Origin of the sequence: Streptomyces sp. NBC_01077, from assembly GCF_045162855.1 — a bacterium.
In the GTDB taxonomy this organism is placed as follows: domain Bacteria; phylum Actinomycetota; class Actinomycetes; order Streptomycetales; family Streptomycetaceae; genus Streptomyces.
In genome coordinates, this window is sequence record NZ_CP108669.1 from 4221731 (window position 1) to 4236954 (window position 15224).

The window sequence follows — 15224 nt, forward strand, 5'->3', positions numbered from 1 at the left end:
GACGGTGGGGGCGGAGTGCGCCCTCACCTGAGGGGCAGGGGCTAGAAGGCGGTGTTGTAGGGCGAATCCTGAGTCAGGCTCACACGGGCGCCCGGCTTGAAGGGGGCCCGCCAGTCGCCCGTCCCCGCGTAGAAGACCTCGTCGCCGTTCGAGGCGACCAGGTCGGCGCGTCCGTCGCCGTTGGCGTCACCGACGGCGGTGAGGCCGCTGAAGCCGCCCCACCCGGCGCCCACCTTCGTACGGGCGGCGAACGTGCCGTCGCCCTTGCCGAGGTAGAGCCAGAGGACGCCGGCCTTGTCGCGGGCGACGAGGTCTCCGGCGGGGCCCCCAGCGAGGTTGCCGGTGGCGGTGAGCTGGTTGTAGACGCCCCAGCCGAAGCCGATCTTCTTGCGGGTGGCGAAGGGGGCGGTGGCCGATCCCGTGCCCTTGTAGAGGTACAGGTCGCCCGCCTTGTCGGTGGCGACCAGGTCCGCACGGCCATCACCGGTCAGGTCACTGCCGCCCGCCAGCTGGTCGTACGTCTGCCAGCCGCCGCCGATCAGCGTCCGGGCGGTGAGCGGCGCGTTCCGGTCGCCGGTGCCCCGGTACAGCCAGAGCGCGCCGGAGCGGTCGCGGGCGACGCTGTCGGGCTCGGAACCCCCCGCAACGTTCCCGACGGAGACGAGCCGGTCGTAGCTCCCCCAGCCGCCGCCGACGCGCGAGGCGCCCGTGTCCGTCAGGGATCCGCCCGGCGCGGTGGGCCGGGTACCGAAGCGCCACAGCACACCGGCGGTGTCCCGGACGAGGAGGTCCGCCGTACCGTCGTCGTTGTAGTCGTGCGGAGCGGCGGGCCGGGTCACGGTGAACCGACCGGTGGAGACCAGGTCGGGGCCGATGCCCTCGTCCGGGCGGGCGGTGAGCTTCCACTCGTACGCGCCGTTGGCAGCGGGACTCCCCCAGTCCTTGCCCTCCAGGTCCTTGCCGTCCCAGTGCCAGGTGATCCGGCGCGGTGTCCCGGCGGCGACGCCGTTCGGGACGGGCCACCCTTCGTACACCGTCTTCCGGCTGCGGACGTGGGTCAGGGTCAGCCACACCCTGCTGTCCGCCCGGGACAGGTCCCAGCTGAAGTCGACCCCGCGCGCGACCTGGTCGCCGGTGAGCGTGGTCGGGGTGGCGGAGTCCGTGAGGGTGACCAGGGTCGACTGCCCCGTGGACGCGACCAGTTCGATGTCCGGCTCGCCGCCGTCGGCGCGCGGCGAGATCCGGTAGAGGCCCTCGCCCTGCTCGGGGGTGCCGCCGCGCACCAGGAGGATGCCGCCGGGTCCGGCGACGGCGGAGGAGAACGCGGTGAGGAGGACGGCCTTCTCGCCGGTCTCGATCGACTGGACGGTGAACGGCCGCTTCGTCGGGTTCGCCGCGCCGTCGGCGTAGGTGGACGCGTCGATGTGGGCCTTCTGGCCGGTCGCCATCCAGCCGCCGACCAGGTGCAGCGGGTCGGCGATGTCGTCCGTCGGGAACCAGCGTTCGACGGAGGAGCCGCGACGGTGGGCGACGATCCCGTCCCCCGACAGCCGCATCTCGCGCCAGGCCACGTGGGTGGCGGAGACCGCGCCCTGCTGCGCGTACTCGTTCTGGTCCTGCAGGTACATGGGCGAGTTGCCCGACCCGAGGTCGACGGCGACCTTGGAGTGCGTACTCGGCTCGCCGATCCAGCAGTCGTAGAGCGCTGATCCGGTGTCGGTCCAGCCCTCCTCGCCCCCGTAGCAGTCGAGCCCGGGCCCACCGAGCACCCAGCGGACCTTCAGCGTGCCGGCGTCGATCGTGCCGGCGTACTGCTTCCAGTGATCGCCCTCCTCCCGCGTGAGGAGGAGGGTGCTGCCGGCCATTCCCGTGAGGTGGTAGCCACCGAGGGCGTCGAGATCGACCTCCACCGGCGCCGCGGCGGCCGTGGCGGGCGTCGACAGGTCGTGGACCGTCAGCCGTCTGCTGGTGTAGGCGATGGGCTTGTCGCCGGTGACGACGAGGTCCGAGCCGCCGCCCACGGCGTAGGCCCCGGGCAGCACGGTCGACGAGCCGTCGGCGTATCGGGTCCAGCGGAACTCGGGCGCGTTGCCGCGGGTCTTCGACAGGAAACCGCTCGGCCCCGCGCCGACGACGTCCGCGTTGAGCGGGAACCGCGCAGTGGTCTGCTGCGGGTCCTCCTGCGTGGCGGCCGGCGCGGTCGCGGCCGTGGCCGGGAGCGCGGTGAGCGTGCCGCCCGTGGCGGCGAGGACGACGGTGACGGCGGCGGCCGCGAGACGGCGGCCGGGTATGCGTACGTGCTTCAAGTACTTCCCTCCCCTAGAGGAGAGGAGGCTAACGTTCCCGCTCGCCGCGCCTCCCGGCGGCCCGGGGGATCGTCAGGGGGCCGGCCTCGGGGTCGTGAGGCAGAAGGGGTGCCCCGCCGGGTCCAGGACGACCCGCCACCGTTCGGGGTGCGGCTGGACGGAGGGGAGGGTCGCGCCCAGGGCGACGAGCCGGTCCGTCGCAGCGTCCAGGTCGTCGACGTCGAAGTCGAGGTGCAGCTGCTGCGGGACGTCCTGGGCGGGCCAGGACGGAGGGCGGTAGCCGTCGACGCGCTGGAAGCCCAGGAAGAGGCCGGACGCCCCGGGGCCCCGGGCGAGGCCCGCGAACTCGGCGTCCGACCGCTCGTGGAGCGGCAGGCCGGTGGCCCGGTGGTAGAAGTCGGCCAGGGCCAGGGGGTCGGCGCAGTCGAGCGTGACGGCCGTCAGTGTCATCAGCATGGAAGGGAACCTAGCCAGCCCACCCGATGGCGTGCGATCCGATTCCGTGTGGCGGTCCCAGGCGGCCCTGTTACCGGTCGCCCGTCTCCGACCCCGGTCCCGAGTCCGACTCCGCTCCCGAGTCCGACTCCGGTCCCGTCTCCGACTCCGGTCCCGCCTCCGGCTCCGCTCCCGAGTCCGACTCCGGTCCCGTCTCCGACTCCGGTCCCGCCTCCGGCTCCGCTCCCCGCTCCGGATCCGGCTCCGGTCCCGATCCCGACTCCGCTCCCGTCTCCGGCTCCGCTCCCCGCTCCCGCTCCGGCGTCGCCGCCCGCCCCGTCAGCGCCGCCAGCGAGTTGCGGATGTGGTCCATGTGGCCGTGGATCTCGTCCCGGGCCTCCTCGTGCTCCCGCAGCACCCGTTCCGTCTCGCGCTCGACCCGTTCCGCCTTCATCCGGGCCTCCGCGAGCAGCTCCCCCGCCCTCGCCTCCGCGTCCTCCTGGCCGTGCCGGGCCTGCTCCTCGGTCTGCGCCAGCGACCGCTGCGCCTCCGCGAGCCGGCCCTCCGCCCGGGCGAGCAGCTCCTCGTGCCGGGCGTCGAGTTCCGCCGCCTGGCCCTCCGCCGTACGCTCCGCCTCCTCCCGTACGGCCGTCTGCTCCGCGCGCTGTTCCGCAAGGAGATCCGCCGCGCGCCGCTCGGTCTCCTCGAAGACCTCCCGCGCCCCGGTCAGCCGCTGCTCCGCCTCGCGCCCCGCGTCCGTCGTCAGTTCCTCGGCCCGCGCCCGCGCCGCCGCCAAGGTCGCGGCCGCCGCCGCGTCGGCCGCCGCCCGGACGCCGTCCGCGTACGCCCGCGCGGCCGCCGCCGCCTCCCGGCCCGCCGCTTCTGCGGCCTCCGCGAGGGACTGCGACTCGGCCTCGGCGGCCCGTACGAGCGTCTCGTCCTCCAGCTCGGCCAGCTCCAGGATCTTCCGCGCCCGGTCGCCGAGGGCTTCGTACCGCTGCGGCGCGAGCGCCTCGACGGCCGCGCGCAGCCGGACGGCCTCGGCCTCCATCTCCTTCGCGAGGACGGTGAGCCGCGCGGCCCGCTCCCAGGCTCCGTCGCGGTCGCCGGAGAGCGCGGCGAGGTGGCGGTCGACCTGTTCGGGCCGGTATCCGCGCCCCCGTCCGACAGCGAAACTCATCCCTGGCGCCCCTTCCCTCTGACCCGACCCGAACGTCCAGGATGCTGCATCAGAACGGACAAAAGGCGCCCAACGTGCATACACGTCGAGCGCCTTTCATCACATTCTGTCCAGCACAGTCTGTCCAGCGGTGTCAGCGGGAAACCCCGGCCACTCCCCTTACAGCAGGCCGTCCCACATCTGCTCCAGGAGCACCGACCACCAGTTCTCCGGCGACGACAGCGCCGCCGGGTCCAGCATCACCAACTGGGCCTGGAAATCGACCGTCCAGCGGCCCGCCTGCTCCGGGTTCAGCCCGAACCGCAGCCGCCACATCCGCCCGAGCAGCGCCAACGCGCGCGTGAACTCCGGCAGTCCGCTGTTCACGAACTGCGGCGGCACCGACTGCCCGCCCGGACCGGCCTCCACCGGCACCGCCACGATGTGCGCGGTCCCGTACTGGACACAGATCGCCCGGCCGAAGTCCGAACCGAGCACCAGGTACGAACTCGCGTCCGGCGCCGGCTGGACCTGCCGCTGCGCGGCCAGTTCGGCCAGCGTCGGCACCACCGGCACCGCGGGCTGCGCCCAGAAGAACGGCCCGAAGTCCGCCGGAAGACCCGCCCACACCAGCGTGCGCGCCACCAGCTCCGGAACGCCCTGCCGCGACACCGCGCGCTGGTCGAAGCGCAGGACGCCCGGACCGAACGCCCCGGCCAGCTCCTGCGCGATCGCCTCCGGCGGAACCGGCGGCGCCGGCTGCACCTGCGGCAGCGGCGCCCGCACCGGGGCGGGCCGCGCGGGACCGTCCGCGACCTGGTGCAACTCACCCTGATGGGTGAGGAGTTGCCGCATGCCCTGCTGACGGCCCGCGTGATCACGACCGTACGGGGCGATGCTGGTGATCCGCGCCTGCGGCCAGGTCTCACGGATCATCCGCGCACAGTAACCACCCGGCAGCTCACAGGACTCCAGCTCCGTGTGCAGTTCGAGCACCTGCTGCGGCGGCACGTTCATCGCGCGCAGCTCGTGCAGGATCTGCCACTCCGGATGCGGGGTGCCCGGCGCCGAACGCCGGATGATCTGCGTCTCGGAACCGTCGGGCGCGCGATAGCGCAGCACCGCCTGGTAGCCGGGACCGACCGTCGGCTGACCCGCCGGCTGCGGATACCCGTACGCGGGGGGTACCTGACCGGGTACGGGACCCGGCGCGGGCGGCGGCGTGTGCCCGCCGTGCAGGGGCGGCGGCGGAGCCGGCGGCCCCGGGGGCTGCGGCGCCGTCGGACCGGCCGGACCCGGGTGGGCCAGCATCGTCGCGGCGTGCTCGATGCCGCCCGCGGGCGTACCGGGCACACCCGGCGGCGGCGGGGGCGGCGGCGGCGCGCCCGGACCACCCTGGTTCGGGTGCGCCAGCATCGTCGCCGCGTGGTGCACGGGCTGCGGCGGCGTCGGCGGGGCCGGAGCGGGCGGCGGACCGGGAGGACCCGGCTGCGCGGGCGGCTGAAGACCCTCGGGTCCGAGCTGCGACACCAGCTGCGTGGGGATGTACGCCCCCGCACCCGACGACCCGCCGGGAACGCCCGGAGCGGCCGGGACGCCCGGAACACCGGGGGCTCCCGGCGGCGGAGGCGGCGTCGCCGGACCGCGCCCGCTCTTCGGCGGCAGCGCGGCCTTGCTCGTCGCCGCGTCCGCGATGTCCCCCGCACCCGGCGCCGACGGCGCGGGCGCGGGAGGAGGCGGCACACCGGGACCCGCCTGCGGCGGCACGGGTGCCGACGGCGCGGACGGGCGCGCCGGAACGCCACCCGGCGGCGGCGCGGCCGGGTCGAGCCGGCGGGCCACGGCGGTCGGCGGCAGCGCGCTGCCGCCCTTCATCAGAGCGGTCGGCGCGTCGGCACCCACCTGCGGCGGCGGGGTGTCCTCGTCGTCCGCCCCCGACAGCGCCGGCGCGAACACGGTCGCGGGCAACGGCACCGCCCCGTCCACACCACCGGAACTCGCGTTGGCATCGACCCACGGACTGGGCGCGGGCGACGGAGTCGAAGCGGGGCCAGGCGCAGCTACAGGAGCGGGCGCAGCGACAGGGGCAGGAGCAGGCGTCGGGAGGGGCGCAGGCGCCGGCGCGGGCGGAGCCTGAGCCGCGACCGAAGCAACCGGCGCCGGCGCCACGGCAACCGCCGGCGTCTCCGCCGGAACCCCGTCCATCGCGGTCGGCTCGTACGCGACGGCACCCGCCACCGCGGCCACCCCCGCACCCTCCGACGAAGAGGACGACGAAGCCACCGAAGCCGAAGGCCCGGTCGCCCCCGCCGCCACCGGCTCGGACGCGTCGTCCACCGACGACGACGAACTCCCGCTCTCCTGCGACGCGTTCGGCTGCTTCGGCAGCCCGATCCGGTCCGCCGCGTCCTGCAGCCACTCCGGCGGACTCAGCAGGAACGACGTCTGGTTCAGATCGATCCGGGCCGCGGGCACGGCAGCCTGCGCCGGAACGTCTTCCGCGGCCCCGTACTCCTCCTCGTACCGGCGGATCACCTCACCCACCGGCAGCCCCGGCCACAGCGTCGCCTCACCGCTGTCCCTGGCGATCACGAGCCGCTGACGCCCGCCGTCCGACGTCGGACCTCCCTCGCGGTCCTCCGCCCACACCACGAAGCCCAGTTCGAACTCCCGCACCCGCACCTCACGGTGCTGGTACGACGGCAGTTCGCCGTTGATCCATTCCTCGGCGCGCTCCTGCGCCTGCGCGAACGTCACCACAGCCCACTCACTCCCCCACCGGGACCACGGGCACCGCACGCGCGAAGCCACCGTCCACCATCAGGTTCGCCACCGTCTCCAGCTCCGGCGGATTGCCCGCAAGACGCTGCAGAAACGCGTCGAAGTCCGCACCACAGGGCAGCAGCAGCCGCTGCACCCGATCGGCCACCGTCCAGCCCGCCGCCACCTCGCCGGAGTCCCGGGCGTCGTCGTACGCGCAGAACCACACCGAACCGACCCCCTCACCCCGCACCTTCAGCGCGATCAGACCACCCTGGACGAACGCGACGCCCAGATAGTCCTTGGTCAGATGGTCACGGAGGCACTTGTTGACGTAGACGAGGTCATTGACGCCCGCCTCCTCCCGCACCGTGAAGAACGGCTGGTCGACCAGGAGACCCAGCTCCGCGTCGAGCGCCGCACCCACCGGGGCACAGCCGCCCGCCGCCCTCAGGAACGAGCGGTACGCCCCCGGAAGCCGGTAGCCGAGATCCTCCTCGACGCCCTGGAGCTGCTGCTCCGACACCGACACCAGACCCTTCGGCAGCCCGAAGTGCGCCGGCCGGGTCTCCTGCAACGGGCGCGTGCCCCGCTTCGCATGGTCCACGGCGGCCGTCGCCACCCCGCCGTGATGGCGCAGCAAGGCCTTCACCTCGACCGGGACCAGCTCCATCCGGCGACTGCGCGCCACGTGGTGCCAGGTCCAGCCGTGCGGCGTCGCCACCGCCGGAATCGTGTCCCACAGCTCATGACCGGTCGCCGCCATCGCCGCGTTCGCCGACACGTAGTCCGTGAGCCGCAGCTCGTCGACCCCGAAACCCTCCGGCGGGTCGGCGATCTCCGCCGCCGCGCGCGCGTACGGCGAGAAGTCCGGGTGACCGAACTCGTCCACCCGTACCCCTCGCGGGTGACGGGAGGCGCGGACCGGGTCCGGGAAGTGCACGACCTGCCCGGCATAGGCCGCGTTCGGTGGCGCGGTGTCCTGCCCGAGCCGACCTGTCGTCATGGCGGTTGCCCCCTGCACTGGCGTCGCTGACTGCTACTACCCGCAGCCGCTGGCTGCATCCTGACTGATGCCGCACAGCCTATGCGCTGCCACAAGAGGCCGAACCGGCCCGATCCGACGGTGACCAACTGTCACGACGCCATGACAGGTGCACCATGATTCCGACACACCGAAGCCACGTTTGGGCGCCCCAGCTTCCCCATATGGCTCCCTATTTGGCAGGCTGTCCCCGCAACTCGGGGGATTGCAGGAGGGGAAGACGAGCACCATGCACGCAGCACCGACACCCACACAGGGTGACCCACGCCTCAACTGGAGCAGCAGCGCCGACGCCACGCGCGCGCCGTTACTGGTTCAGCGCCGCGACGGCATCCTCCCCACCGTCGGGGCCGCCCTCTCCGTACGCGGCGAGACGACCCTCACGTGCACCGCCGGCCGCGGCGACCGGCCGCCCACCCTGCACGCCCTCGTCCAGGACTTCCTGGACACCCTCACCAGCAGCCAGCGCGAACGCTTCACCGGACGATGTCCCGAGGCGATCCTGCTCTCCCGGCACCTCACCGCCACCGAGAACGCACGTTCCAAACGCGCCCAGCGCAAGCCGCTCACCCACGGCGAGGCCCGCCGCTCCCTCAAGCACGCCAAGCTCACCGCGCGGCACATCCGCGAGGACGGCGACCCGCTGCACGGCGGCTACGCCGCACCCTGCCGCTCCTGTACTGCGATGCTCGCCCACTTCGGTGTCCGCACCGTCGACCCCACCACGCCTGTCGAGAACGGCTGACCGCGCCCTCATGTCCGACCACCTCAGCACCACCCGGTTCCCGGTCAACGTCGATGCCGCCCTCCGCGAGGCCGGCTGGCAGCCCGGCCGCTGGGACATCAAGCTCGCCGAAGAATGGGCCGACACGCTGCGCGCCCATCTCTCCCCCGCCGGACACCGGCACAGCGTGTTCCCCGCCGCCGTCGAGGCCTGGGCCGAATTCGGGGGCCTGCGGATCACCGCGCCCGGCCACGGACGCCAGATAGCACCGGCGGCCGTACGCTTCGACCCGCTCGCCGGACTCCATCTCTCCCGCACCCTCGCGGACCTCGGACGCGCCCTGGACACGGAGCTCGCGCCGCTCGGCGAGGAGGGCGACCACCAGGCGATCCTCGCCATGGACATGGAGGGACGGGTCTACAGCCTCGACCACGCGGGCGACTGGTACCTCGGCAAGGACATCGACGCGGCGCTCTCGACGCTGATCACGGGCGCGCAGCCGCCCCGCCTGACGGCGGGGTGACCGTCACTCCCCCGTAGCGGCGGGCAGCACGGCCGACACCTTGAACCCACCGGCGTCGGTCGCCCCCGACACGAACACGCCGCCGAGCCGCAGCACCCGCTCCCGCATCCCCACGAGCCCGTTCCCCCCACTCGGCAGCCGGACGTCCGCGACCCCCGCGTCCGAAGGACACGGACCGTTCTCCACCTGCATGGCGACCTCGGCCCCCCGGTGCGCGAGCCGCACCACGACCGCGGCCCCCGCCGCATGCTTGTGGACGTTGGTCAACGCCTCCTGCACCACCCGGTACGCCGTCCGCTCCACCTCCGGCGGATACGCACGCGCCTCACCGATCACCACGAGCTCCACGACGGCCCCCGCGAGCCGCGACTGCTCACACAGGCCTTCCACCGCGTCCAGACACGGCCCGTCCTCGGCGGCGGCCTCCGCGGCAGCGGCAGCGGCCCGCCCCACAGCGGCCAGCGGCACCAGAGCGGGCCCCACGGGAGCGGACCCCTCCCGCAGCACCCCCAACATCTCCCGCAGCTCGGTCAGCGCCTGCCGCCCCATGTCCCCCACCAGCGCGGCGTTGCGCACCGCCTTCTGCGGATCCTTCAACGCCACCGCCTGCAAGGCCGCCGCGTGCACCACCATCAACGACACCCGGTGCGCCACCACGTCGTGCATCTCCCGCGCGATCCGCGTCCGCTCCTCCTGCCGCGCCCACTGCGCCCGCTGCTCCGCCCGGTCCGCGAGCAGCGACAGCTCCTGCTCCAGACTGTCCGCCCGCTCCCGCAGACTCTCCATGAGCCGGCGCCGCGCCCCTATGTAGAGGCCGAAGAGCAACGGCGGCGCGTTGAGCCCGAGCGTCATGAACAACGCCACGACCGGCACGTACCAGCCGCTGGGGTCGATGTCCGGCTGCCCGACGTCGGCCTGGGCGACGTCCTGCCGCATGCGCACCACGGTCACGACGAACACGGCCACGGTCGACATCCCGGCCAGCAGGGCGGTGATCCGCCGGGGCACGTCGGAGGCGGCGAGCGAGTACAGCCCGACGATCCCCATGAGGAAGCCCATCTCGGCGGGCGTCACGGCGATCGACACGAGCACGACCCCGATGGGCCACCGCCGCCGCACGAGCAGGACGGACCCGACGATCAGCCCGAACAGCACCCCGACGGGCACGGGCAGCGAGGCCTGCTCGGCGAACCCGACCCCTTCGAGCCCGCATTCCACGGCGGACACGAGGGCAAGCCCCACATCAAGGACGACACTCCGCCGTCTCCCCCACCACCACCAACTCCCGACGCCCTCAGCGTCCCGATCCGCCCCCGTTGTGGTCATACCCACCACCCTACGGGCGAGCCCCCGTGTCGCCGCGGCGAACACCGTCGCATCGAAGGCGCCTGGTACGGCATAGTGGAGGCCGCCGGGGCACGGGACTGACGTGATGTCCGTTTCAACCCTGTACGCCATCCCCTGTGGTGTAATTGGCAGCACTGAGGCTTTTGGTGCCTTATGTCCGGGTTCGAGTCCTGGCGGGGGAGCTTCTTCACTCGGGTCCTGACCATCACGGTCAGGACCCGCGCTCATGTCCGCACCCCGACCCCCCGGTATCCTTCGTGCGTCCACCACCCAAAGCCGAAGGGCATTCCCGTGAGCGCCAATCGCCCGGCAGCCGTCGTCGTCCTCGCAGCGGGTGAGGGCACCCGCATGAAGTCGAAGACCCCCAAGGTCCTGCACGAGATCGCCGGGCGGTCGCTCGTCGGGCATGTCGTGTCCGCCGCCCGGGAGTTGGAGCCCGAGCACCTCGTCGTGGTCGTCGGGCACGCCCGTGAGCTCGTGCGGGGGCACCTGGAGGAGCACTACGCCGGGACCCGCACCGCCGTCCAGGAGGAGCAGAACGGCACCGGGCACGCGGTGCGGATGGCCCTGGAGGAGCTCGGGCAGGCGCCCGACGGGACCGTCGTGGTCGTGTGCGGCGACACCCCGCTGCTGTCCGGTGAGACCCTGCGCGCCCTGGCCGACACGCACGCCGCCGACGGCAACGCCGTCACCGTGCTGAGCGCCGAGGTCCCCGACTCCACCGGGTACGGGCGGATCGTGCGGGACGCGGCGACGGGCGCCGTGACGGAGATCGTCGAGCACAAGGACGCCTCCGACGAGCAGCGGGCGATCCGTGAGATCAACTCCGGCGTGTTCGCGTTCGACGGGCAGCTGCTCGCGGACGCCCTCGGCAAGGTGCGGACGGACAACAGCCAGGGCGAGGAGTACCTCACCGACGTGCTGTCGATTCTGCGTGAGGCCGGGCACCGGGTCGGCGCCTCCGTCGCCGGCGACCACCGCGAGATCCTCGGGATCAACAACCGCGTGCAGCTCGCCGAGGCCCGCGCCCTGCTGAACCGGCGGCTGATCGAGCGGGCGATGCTCGCCGGTGTGACCGTGGTCGACCCGGCGTCGGTGTTCGTGGACGTGACGGTGACCTTCGAGCCGGACGCCGTCGTCCTGCCCGGTACGCAGCTCCTCGGCGCCACCCACCTCGGCGAGGACTCCGTCGTCGGGCCGAACACGCGCCTGAAGGACACCCGCGTCGGCAAGGGCGCCCGGGTGGACAACACCGTCGCCGACTCCGCCGTCATCGGCGAGCGCGCCTCCGTGGGGCCGTTCGCGTACCTCCGTCCGGGCACGAACCTGGGCGCGAAGTCCAAGGCCGGCACGTACGTCGAGATGAAGAACGCGACGGTCGGCGAGGGCACCAAGGTCCCCCACCTGTCGTACGTGGGTGACGCCACGATCGGCGAGTACACGAACATCGGCGCGGCGAGCGTCTTCGTGAACTACGACGGTGAGGCGAAGCACCACACCACGATCGGGTCGCACTGCCGGACCGGGTCGGACAACATGTTTGTGGCTCCCATCACGATCGGGGACGGCGCGTACACCGCCGCCGGGTCCGTGATCACGAAGGACGTGCCGGCGGGTTCGCTGGCCGTCGCCCGGGGCCAGCAGCGGAATATCGAGGGTTGGGTCGCCCGGAAGCGTCCCGGCAGTGCTGCCGCACAGGCCGCTCAGGCCGCGGCCGAGGACTCCGCCGGCGCGAGCTGACCGGAAACGGGTACGTCGAACTCGGCGTACCGTGATACGTGCACACAAATTCGGCTGGCTCGCACACGCGCACGACAGCTCGTGGATGGCGACCAGACAACACGTCTGAGGAGACAGTGCTGTGACCGGGATCAAGACGACCGGCGAGAAGAAGCTGATGCTCTTCTCCGGCCGCGCCCACCCCGAGCTGGCCGAGGAGGTCGCGCACCAGCTGGGTGTCGGCCTCGTTCCGACCAAGGCGTTCGACTTCGCCAACGGTGAGATCTACGTCCGCTTCCAGGAGTCGGCCCGTGGCGCGGACTGCTTCCTGATCCAGAGCCACACGGCTCCGATCAACAAGTGGATCATGGAGCAGCTGATCATGATCGATGCCCTGAAGCGGGCCTCGGCCCGGAGCATCACCGTGATCATCCCGTCGTACGGCTACGCCCGTCAGGACAAGAAGCACCGCGGCCGTGAGCCGATCTCGGCGCGTCTGGTCGCGGACATGCTCAAGACGGCGGGCGCGGACCGCATCCTGACGGTGGACCTGCACACGGACCAGATCCAGGGCTTCTTCGACGGCCCGGTGGACCACCTGTCGGCGCTGCCGGTGCTCGCGGACTACGTGGGTGCGAAGGTCGACCGCGCCAAGCTGACGATCGTCTCCCCGGACGCGGGCCGCGTGCGGGTCGCCGACCGCTGGTGCGACCGGCTCGACGCCCCGCTGGCGATCGTGCACAAGCGTCGCGACAAGGACGTCGCCAACCAGGTCACCGTGCACGAGGTCGTCGGTGACGTGAAGGGCCGCGTCTGTGTCCTGGTGGACGACATGGTCGACACCGGTGGCACGATCTGCGCCGCGGCGGACGCGCTGTTCGCGCACGGCGCGGAGGACGTCATCGTGACGGCCACCCACGGCATCCTGTCGGGTCCGGCCGCGGACCGTCTGAAGAACTCCAAGGTGAGCGAGTTCGTCTTCACGGACACGCTGCCGGTGCCGGGCGCCCTCGAGCTCGACAAGATCACGGTGCTGTCGATCGCGCCGACGATCGCGCGCGCGGTGCGCGAGGTGTTCGAGGACGGCTCGGTGACGAGCCTCTTCGAGGAGCACTGAGCCGTAGCTCGGTAGACATGAGGGCCGTTTCCCCGTTCGGGGGAGCGGCCCTCGGTCGTGTTTCGGTGATCGAATTGGGTGGTAGGGCGGTGGGCCGGTAGACTGCCGTAGTTGCTCGGCGAGGGAGGCCGTACCCGTACGGATGTACAGGGTCACGGCGGTCCGTTATCGACGCGCTCTTCGTAGCAGGCCATCGCCAGTCGTGGCCGGGTGACCCAGGTTTTTCGTCACCTTTCTACGAGGAGTGCACCATGTCCGAGGTCAAGCTCGCCGCTGCCGTCCGTACCGAGTTCGGCAAGGGCGCCGCCCGCGCGATCCGTCGTGCCAGCCAGGTTCCCGCGGTCGTCTACGGCCACGGCTCCGAGCCGGCGCACGTGACCCTCCCGGCCCACGAGCTCGCCCTTGCGCTGCGTACGCCGAACGTCCTGCTCTCCCTGGACGTCGACGGCAAGAACGAGCTGGCGATCCCGAAGGCCGTCCAGCGTGACGCCATCAAGGGCTTCCTCGTCCACGTCGACCTGCTCCTGGTCAAGCGCGGCGAGAAGGTCACGGTCGAGATCCCGGTCCAGGCCGAGGGCGAGCTCGCCGCCGGTGGCAACCTGCTCGAGCACGTGCTGAACACCCTCTCCATCGAGGCCGAGGCCACCCACATCCCCGAGGCCGTCACGGTCTCCGTCGAGGGCCTGGAGGCCGGTACCTCCATCCTCGCCAAGGACATCACCCTCCCCAAGGGCTCGACCCTGGTGACCGACGCCGACGCCGTGGTCCTGCAGGTCCTGGCCGCGCAGGCCGAGGAGCCGGCCGCCGAGGCCGAGGCCACCGAGGGCGAAGAGGCCTGAGCCGTAGGCTCTGCCTGACGTGACGGGGTGACGGGCCGCACGGCCCGTCACCCCGTTTTTTCGTATCCGGACGTGTCTGGATGCATCTGGACGAGGAGACGTGGAACGGATGACCGACGACGCGAACGCGCCCTGGCTGATCGTCGGCCTCGGCAACCCCGGCCCCGAGTACGCGGCCAACCGGCACAACATCGGGTTCATGGTGGTGGACCTGCTCGCCGACCGGATGCGCGGCTCGTTCAAGCGGGCGGGGAAGGCGCAGGCGCAGGTCGTCGAGGGCCGGATGGGTCCTCCGGGGCCGGCGAGCCGCCGAGTGATCCTCGCGAAGCCGATGTCGTACATGAACCTGTCGGGCGGTCCGGTGACGGCGCTGCGCGATTTCTACAAGGTGCCGACGGCGAACATCGTCGCGATCCATGACGAGCTGGACATCGACTACTCGGTGCTGCGGCTGAAGATCGGCGGCGGTGACAACGGGCACAACGGTCTGAAGTCGATGACGAAGGCGATGGGTGCGGAGTACCACCGGGTGCGGTGCGGGATCGGGCGTCCACCGGGCCGGATGCAGGTGGCGGACTTCGTCCTGAAGGACTTCTCGTCGACGGAGCGCAAGGACCTGGACTGGTTCGTGGACCGGGCGGCGGACTCGGTGGAGTGCCTGGTGGCGGAGGGGCTGGAGCGGGCGCAGTCCGCGTACAACGCGTAGGCCCGTTGCCACTGGAACGTACGACTGTACGATCGCGGGTCATGACGCACGTCCGTAACGCCGCCATGGCCCTGGTCGCCCTCCTTCTCGTCGTCGCGGGCGCCTGGGCCTCCTGGAACTCGGCCCAGCACGTCCTGCTCGCCAAGGGGCGGGAGCACGGCACGCTGACGGTGACCGGCTGCACCGAGGAGACGTGCGACGGCCGCTTCGCGCCGGAGGACCCCGCCTCGACCCGTCGGACGCTGACGATCGAGCGGTCGGTCGCGGCGGAGGAGGGCGCGACGATCCCGGTGGTGGTGAAGCCGGGTACGGACGAGGGCGTGCGGACGGGCTGGGGCGGCGGTCTGCACGCGTGGCTGCCGCTGGGCGGGGCGCTGTTGCTCGCGGCGCCGCTGGTCGGGGGCGGTCTGCGGCTGCCGAGGACGGCGTGGTCGGCAGCCGGGGTGGGCGGGGCGCTGCTCGTGGCGGCGTTCTTCGCGCTCTGAGGGTTGTGGCCGGATTCCATCAGTTCCTGGCGCAATCGTTATGGGGCTCTGCCATAAGG

The 15224-nt window shown here is 72.4% G+C and carries 13 protein-coding genes and 1 tRNA gene; 8 read left to right on the plus strand and 6 right to left on the minus strand.

Annotated elements, in window-relative coordinates:
• Nucleotides 1–41 precede the first annotated feature (41 nt).
• From OG462_RS18770 to OG462_RS18790, 5 genes are all read right to left on the minus strand, one after another.
• The gene (locus OG462_RS18770) at nucleotides 42–2306 is read right to left on the minus strand and encodes an FG-GAP repeat domain-containing protein (RefSeq protein ID WP_406058991.1); all 2265 of its coding nucleotides are present in this window, start codon (nucleotides 2304–2306) and stop codon (nucleotides 42–44) included.
• Nucleotides 2307–2378: 72 nt separating this feature from the next.
• Entirely contained in the window at nucleotides 2379–2762 is a 384-nt protein-coding gene (locus tag OG462_RS18775; protein ID WP_406058993.1) for a VOC family protein, read from the minus strand.
• A 70-nt stretch (nucleotides 2763–2832) separates the two neighbouring features.
• Nucleotides 2833–3921 carry a cellulose-binding protein gene (locus OG462_RS18780; RefSeq protein WP_406058995.1) on the minus strand — a complete coding sequence of 363 codons (1089 nt, stop codon included), beginning with the start codon at nucleotides 3919–3921 and terminating at the stop codon, nucleotides 2833–2835.
• Between the two features lie 159 nt (nucleotides 3922–4080).
• On the minus strand, nucleotides 4081–6660 hold the full coding sequence (locus OG462_RS18785; protein WP_406058996.1) for an SUKH-4 family immunity protein: 2580 nt from the start codon (nucleotides 6658–6660) through the stop codon (nucleotides 4081–4083).
• 7 nt (nucleotides 6661–6667) lie between these two features.
• Complete coding sequence (locus OG462_RS18790; RefSeq protein WP_406058998.1) at nucleotides 6668–7666, minus strand: SMI1/KNR4 family protein; 999 nt, start codon at nucleotides 7664–7666, stop codon at nucleotides 6668–6670.
• Nucleotides 7667–7934: 268 nt separating this feature from the next.
• Between OG462_RS18790 and OG462_RS18795 the strand changes: the two genes are divergently transcribed.
• Both OG462_RS18795 and OG462_RS18800 read left to right on the plus strand, forming a co-directional pair.
• Nucleotides 7935–8450, plus strand: coding sequence for a YwqJ-related putative deaminase (locus OG462_RS18795; RefSeq protein WP_406059000.1), 516 nt, complete (start codon nucleotides 7935–7937; stop codon nucleotides 8448–8450).
• Between the two features lie 10 nt (nucleotides 8451–8460).
• Nucleotides 8461–8952 (plus strand): SUKH-3 domain-containing protein, encoded by a 492-nt coding sequence (locus OG462_RS18800; RefSeq protein WP_406059002.1) that lies wholly within the window; start codon nucleotides 8461–8463, stop codon nucleotides 8950–8952.
• 3 nt (nucleotides 8953–8955) lie between these two features.
• Here the strand turns inward: OG462_RS18800 and OG462_RS18805 are convergent, their stop codons facing one another.
• Entirely contained in the window at nucleotides 8956–10278 is a 1323-nt protein-coding gene (locus OG462_RS18805) for a sensor histidine kinase (protein WP_406059004.1), read from the minus strand.
• Nucleotides 10279–10409: 131 nt separating this feature from the next.
• Between OG462_RS18805 and OG462_RS18810 the strand changes: the two genes are divergently transcribed.
• The 6 genes from OG462_RS18810 (at nucleotide 10410) to OG462_RS18835 (ending at nucleotide 15165) form a co-directional block, all read left to right on the plus strand.
• Nucleotides 10410–10481 (plus strand) — tRNA-Gln (locus tag OG462_RS18810).
• 109 nt (nucleotides 10482–10590) lie between these two features.
• Nucleotides 10591–12039, plus strand: a complete 1449-nt coding sequence (glmU, locus tag OG462_RS18815; protein ID WP_406059005.1) for a bifunctional UDP-N-acetylglucosamine diphosphorylase/glucosamine-1-phosphate N-acetyltransferase GlmU — start codon at nucleotides 10591–10593, stop codon at nucleotides 12037–12039.
• 121 nt (nucleotides 12040–12160) lie between these two features.
• Nucleotides 12161–13135 carry a ribose-phosphate diphosphokinase gene (locus OG462_RS18820; RefSeq protein ID WP_266892749.1) on the plus strand — a complete coding sequence of 325 codons (975 nt, stop codon included), beginning with the start codon at nucleotides 12161–12163 and terminating at the stop codon, nucleotides 13133–13135.
• Between the two features lie 251 nt (nucleotides 13136–13386).
• Nucleotides 13387–13974, plus strand: coding sequence for a 50S ribosomal protein L25/general stress protein Ctc (locus tag OG462_RS18825; RefSeq protein WP_406059006.1), 588 nt, complete (start codon nucleotides 13387–13389; stop codon nucleotides 13972–13974).
• Between the two features lie 109 nt (nucleotides 13975–14083).
• The gene (gene pth, locus OG462_RS18830) at nucleotides 14084–14680 is read left to right on the plus strand and encodes an aminoacyl-tRNA hydrolase (RefSeq protein ID WP_406059008.1); all 597 of its coding nucleotides are present in this window, start codon (nucleotides 14084–14086) and stop codon (nucleotides 14678–14680) included.
• Between the two features lie 41 nt (nucleotides 14681–14721).
• Entirely contained in the window at nucleotides 14722–15165 is a 444-nt protein-coding gene (locus tag OG462_RS18835; RefSeq protein ID WP_406059009.1) for a hypothetical protein, read from the plus strand.
• The last annotated feature ends 59 nt before the right edge of the window (nucleotides 15166–15224 follow it).

Excerpts from the sequence above, each read along its gene's own strand:
- OG462_RS18805 (WP_406059004.1), bottom strand. The coding sequence starts at position 10,278 with ATGACCACAACGGGGGCGGATCGGGACGCTGAGGGCGTCGGGAGTTGG.
- OG462_RS18800 (WP_406059002.1), top strand. The coding sequence starts at position 8,461 with ATGTCCGACCACCTCAGCACCACCCGGTTCCCGGTCAACGTCGATGCC.
- OG462_RS18835 (WP_406059009.1), top strand. The coding sequence starts at position 14,722 with ATGACGCACGTCCGTAACGCCGCCATGGCCCTGGTCGCCCTCCTTCTC.
- OG462_RS18825 (WP_406059006.1), top strand. The coding sequence starts at position 13,387 with ATGTCCGAGGTCAAGCTCGCCGCTGCCGTCCGTACCGAGTTCGGCAAG.
- OG462_RS18775 (WP_406058993.1), bottom strand. The coding sequence starts at position 2,762 with ATGCTGATGACACTGACGGCCGTCACGCTCGACTGCGCCGACCCCCTG.
- OG462_RS18780 (WP_406058995.1), bottom strand. The coding sequence starts at position 3,921 with ATGAGTTTCGCTGTCGGACGGGGGCGCGGATACCGGCCCGAACAGGTC.
- OG462_RS18790 (WP_406058998.1), bottom strand. The coding sequence starts at position 7,666 with ATGACGACAGGTCGGCTCGGGCAGGACACCGCGCCACCGAACGCGGCC.
- pth (WP_406059008.1), top strand. The coding sequence starts at position 14,084 with ATGACCGACGACGCGAACGCGCCCTGGCTGATCGTCGGCCTCGGCAAC.
- OG462_RS18795 (WP_406059000.1), top strand. The coding sequence starts at position 7,935 with ATGCACGCAGCACCGACACCCACACAGGGTGACCCACGCCTCAACTGG.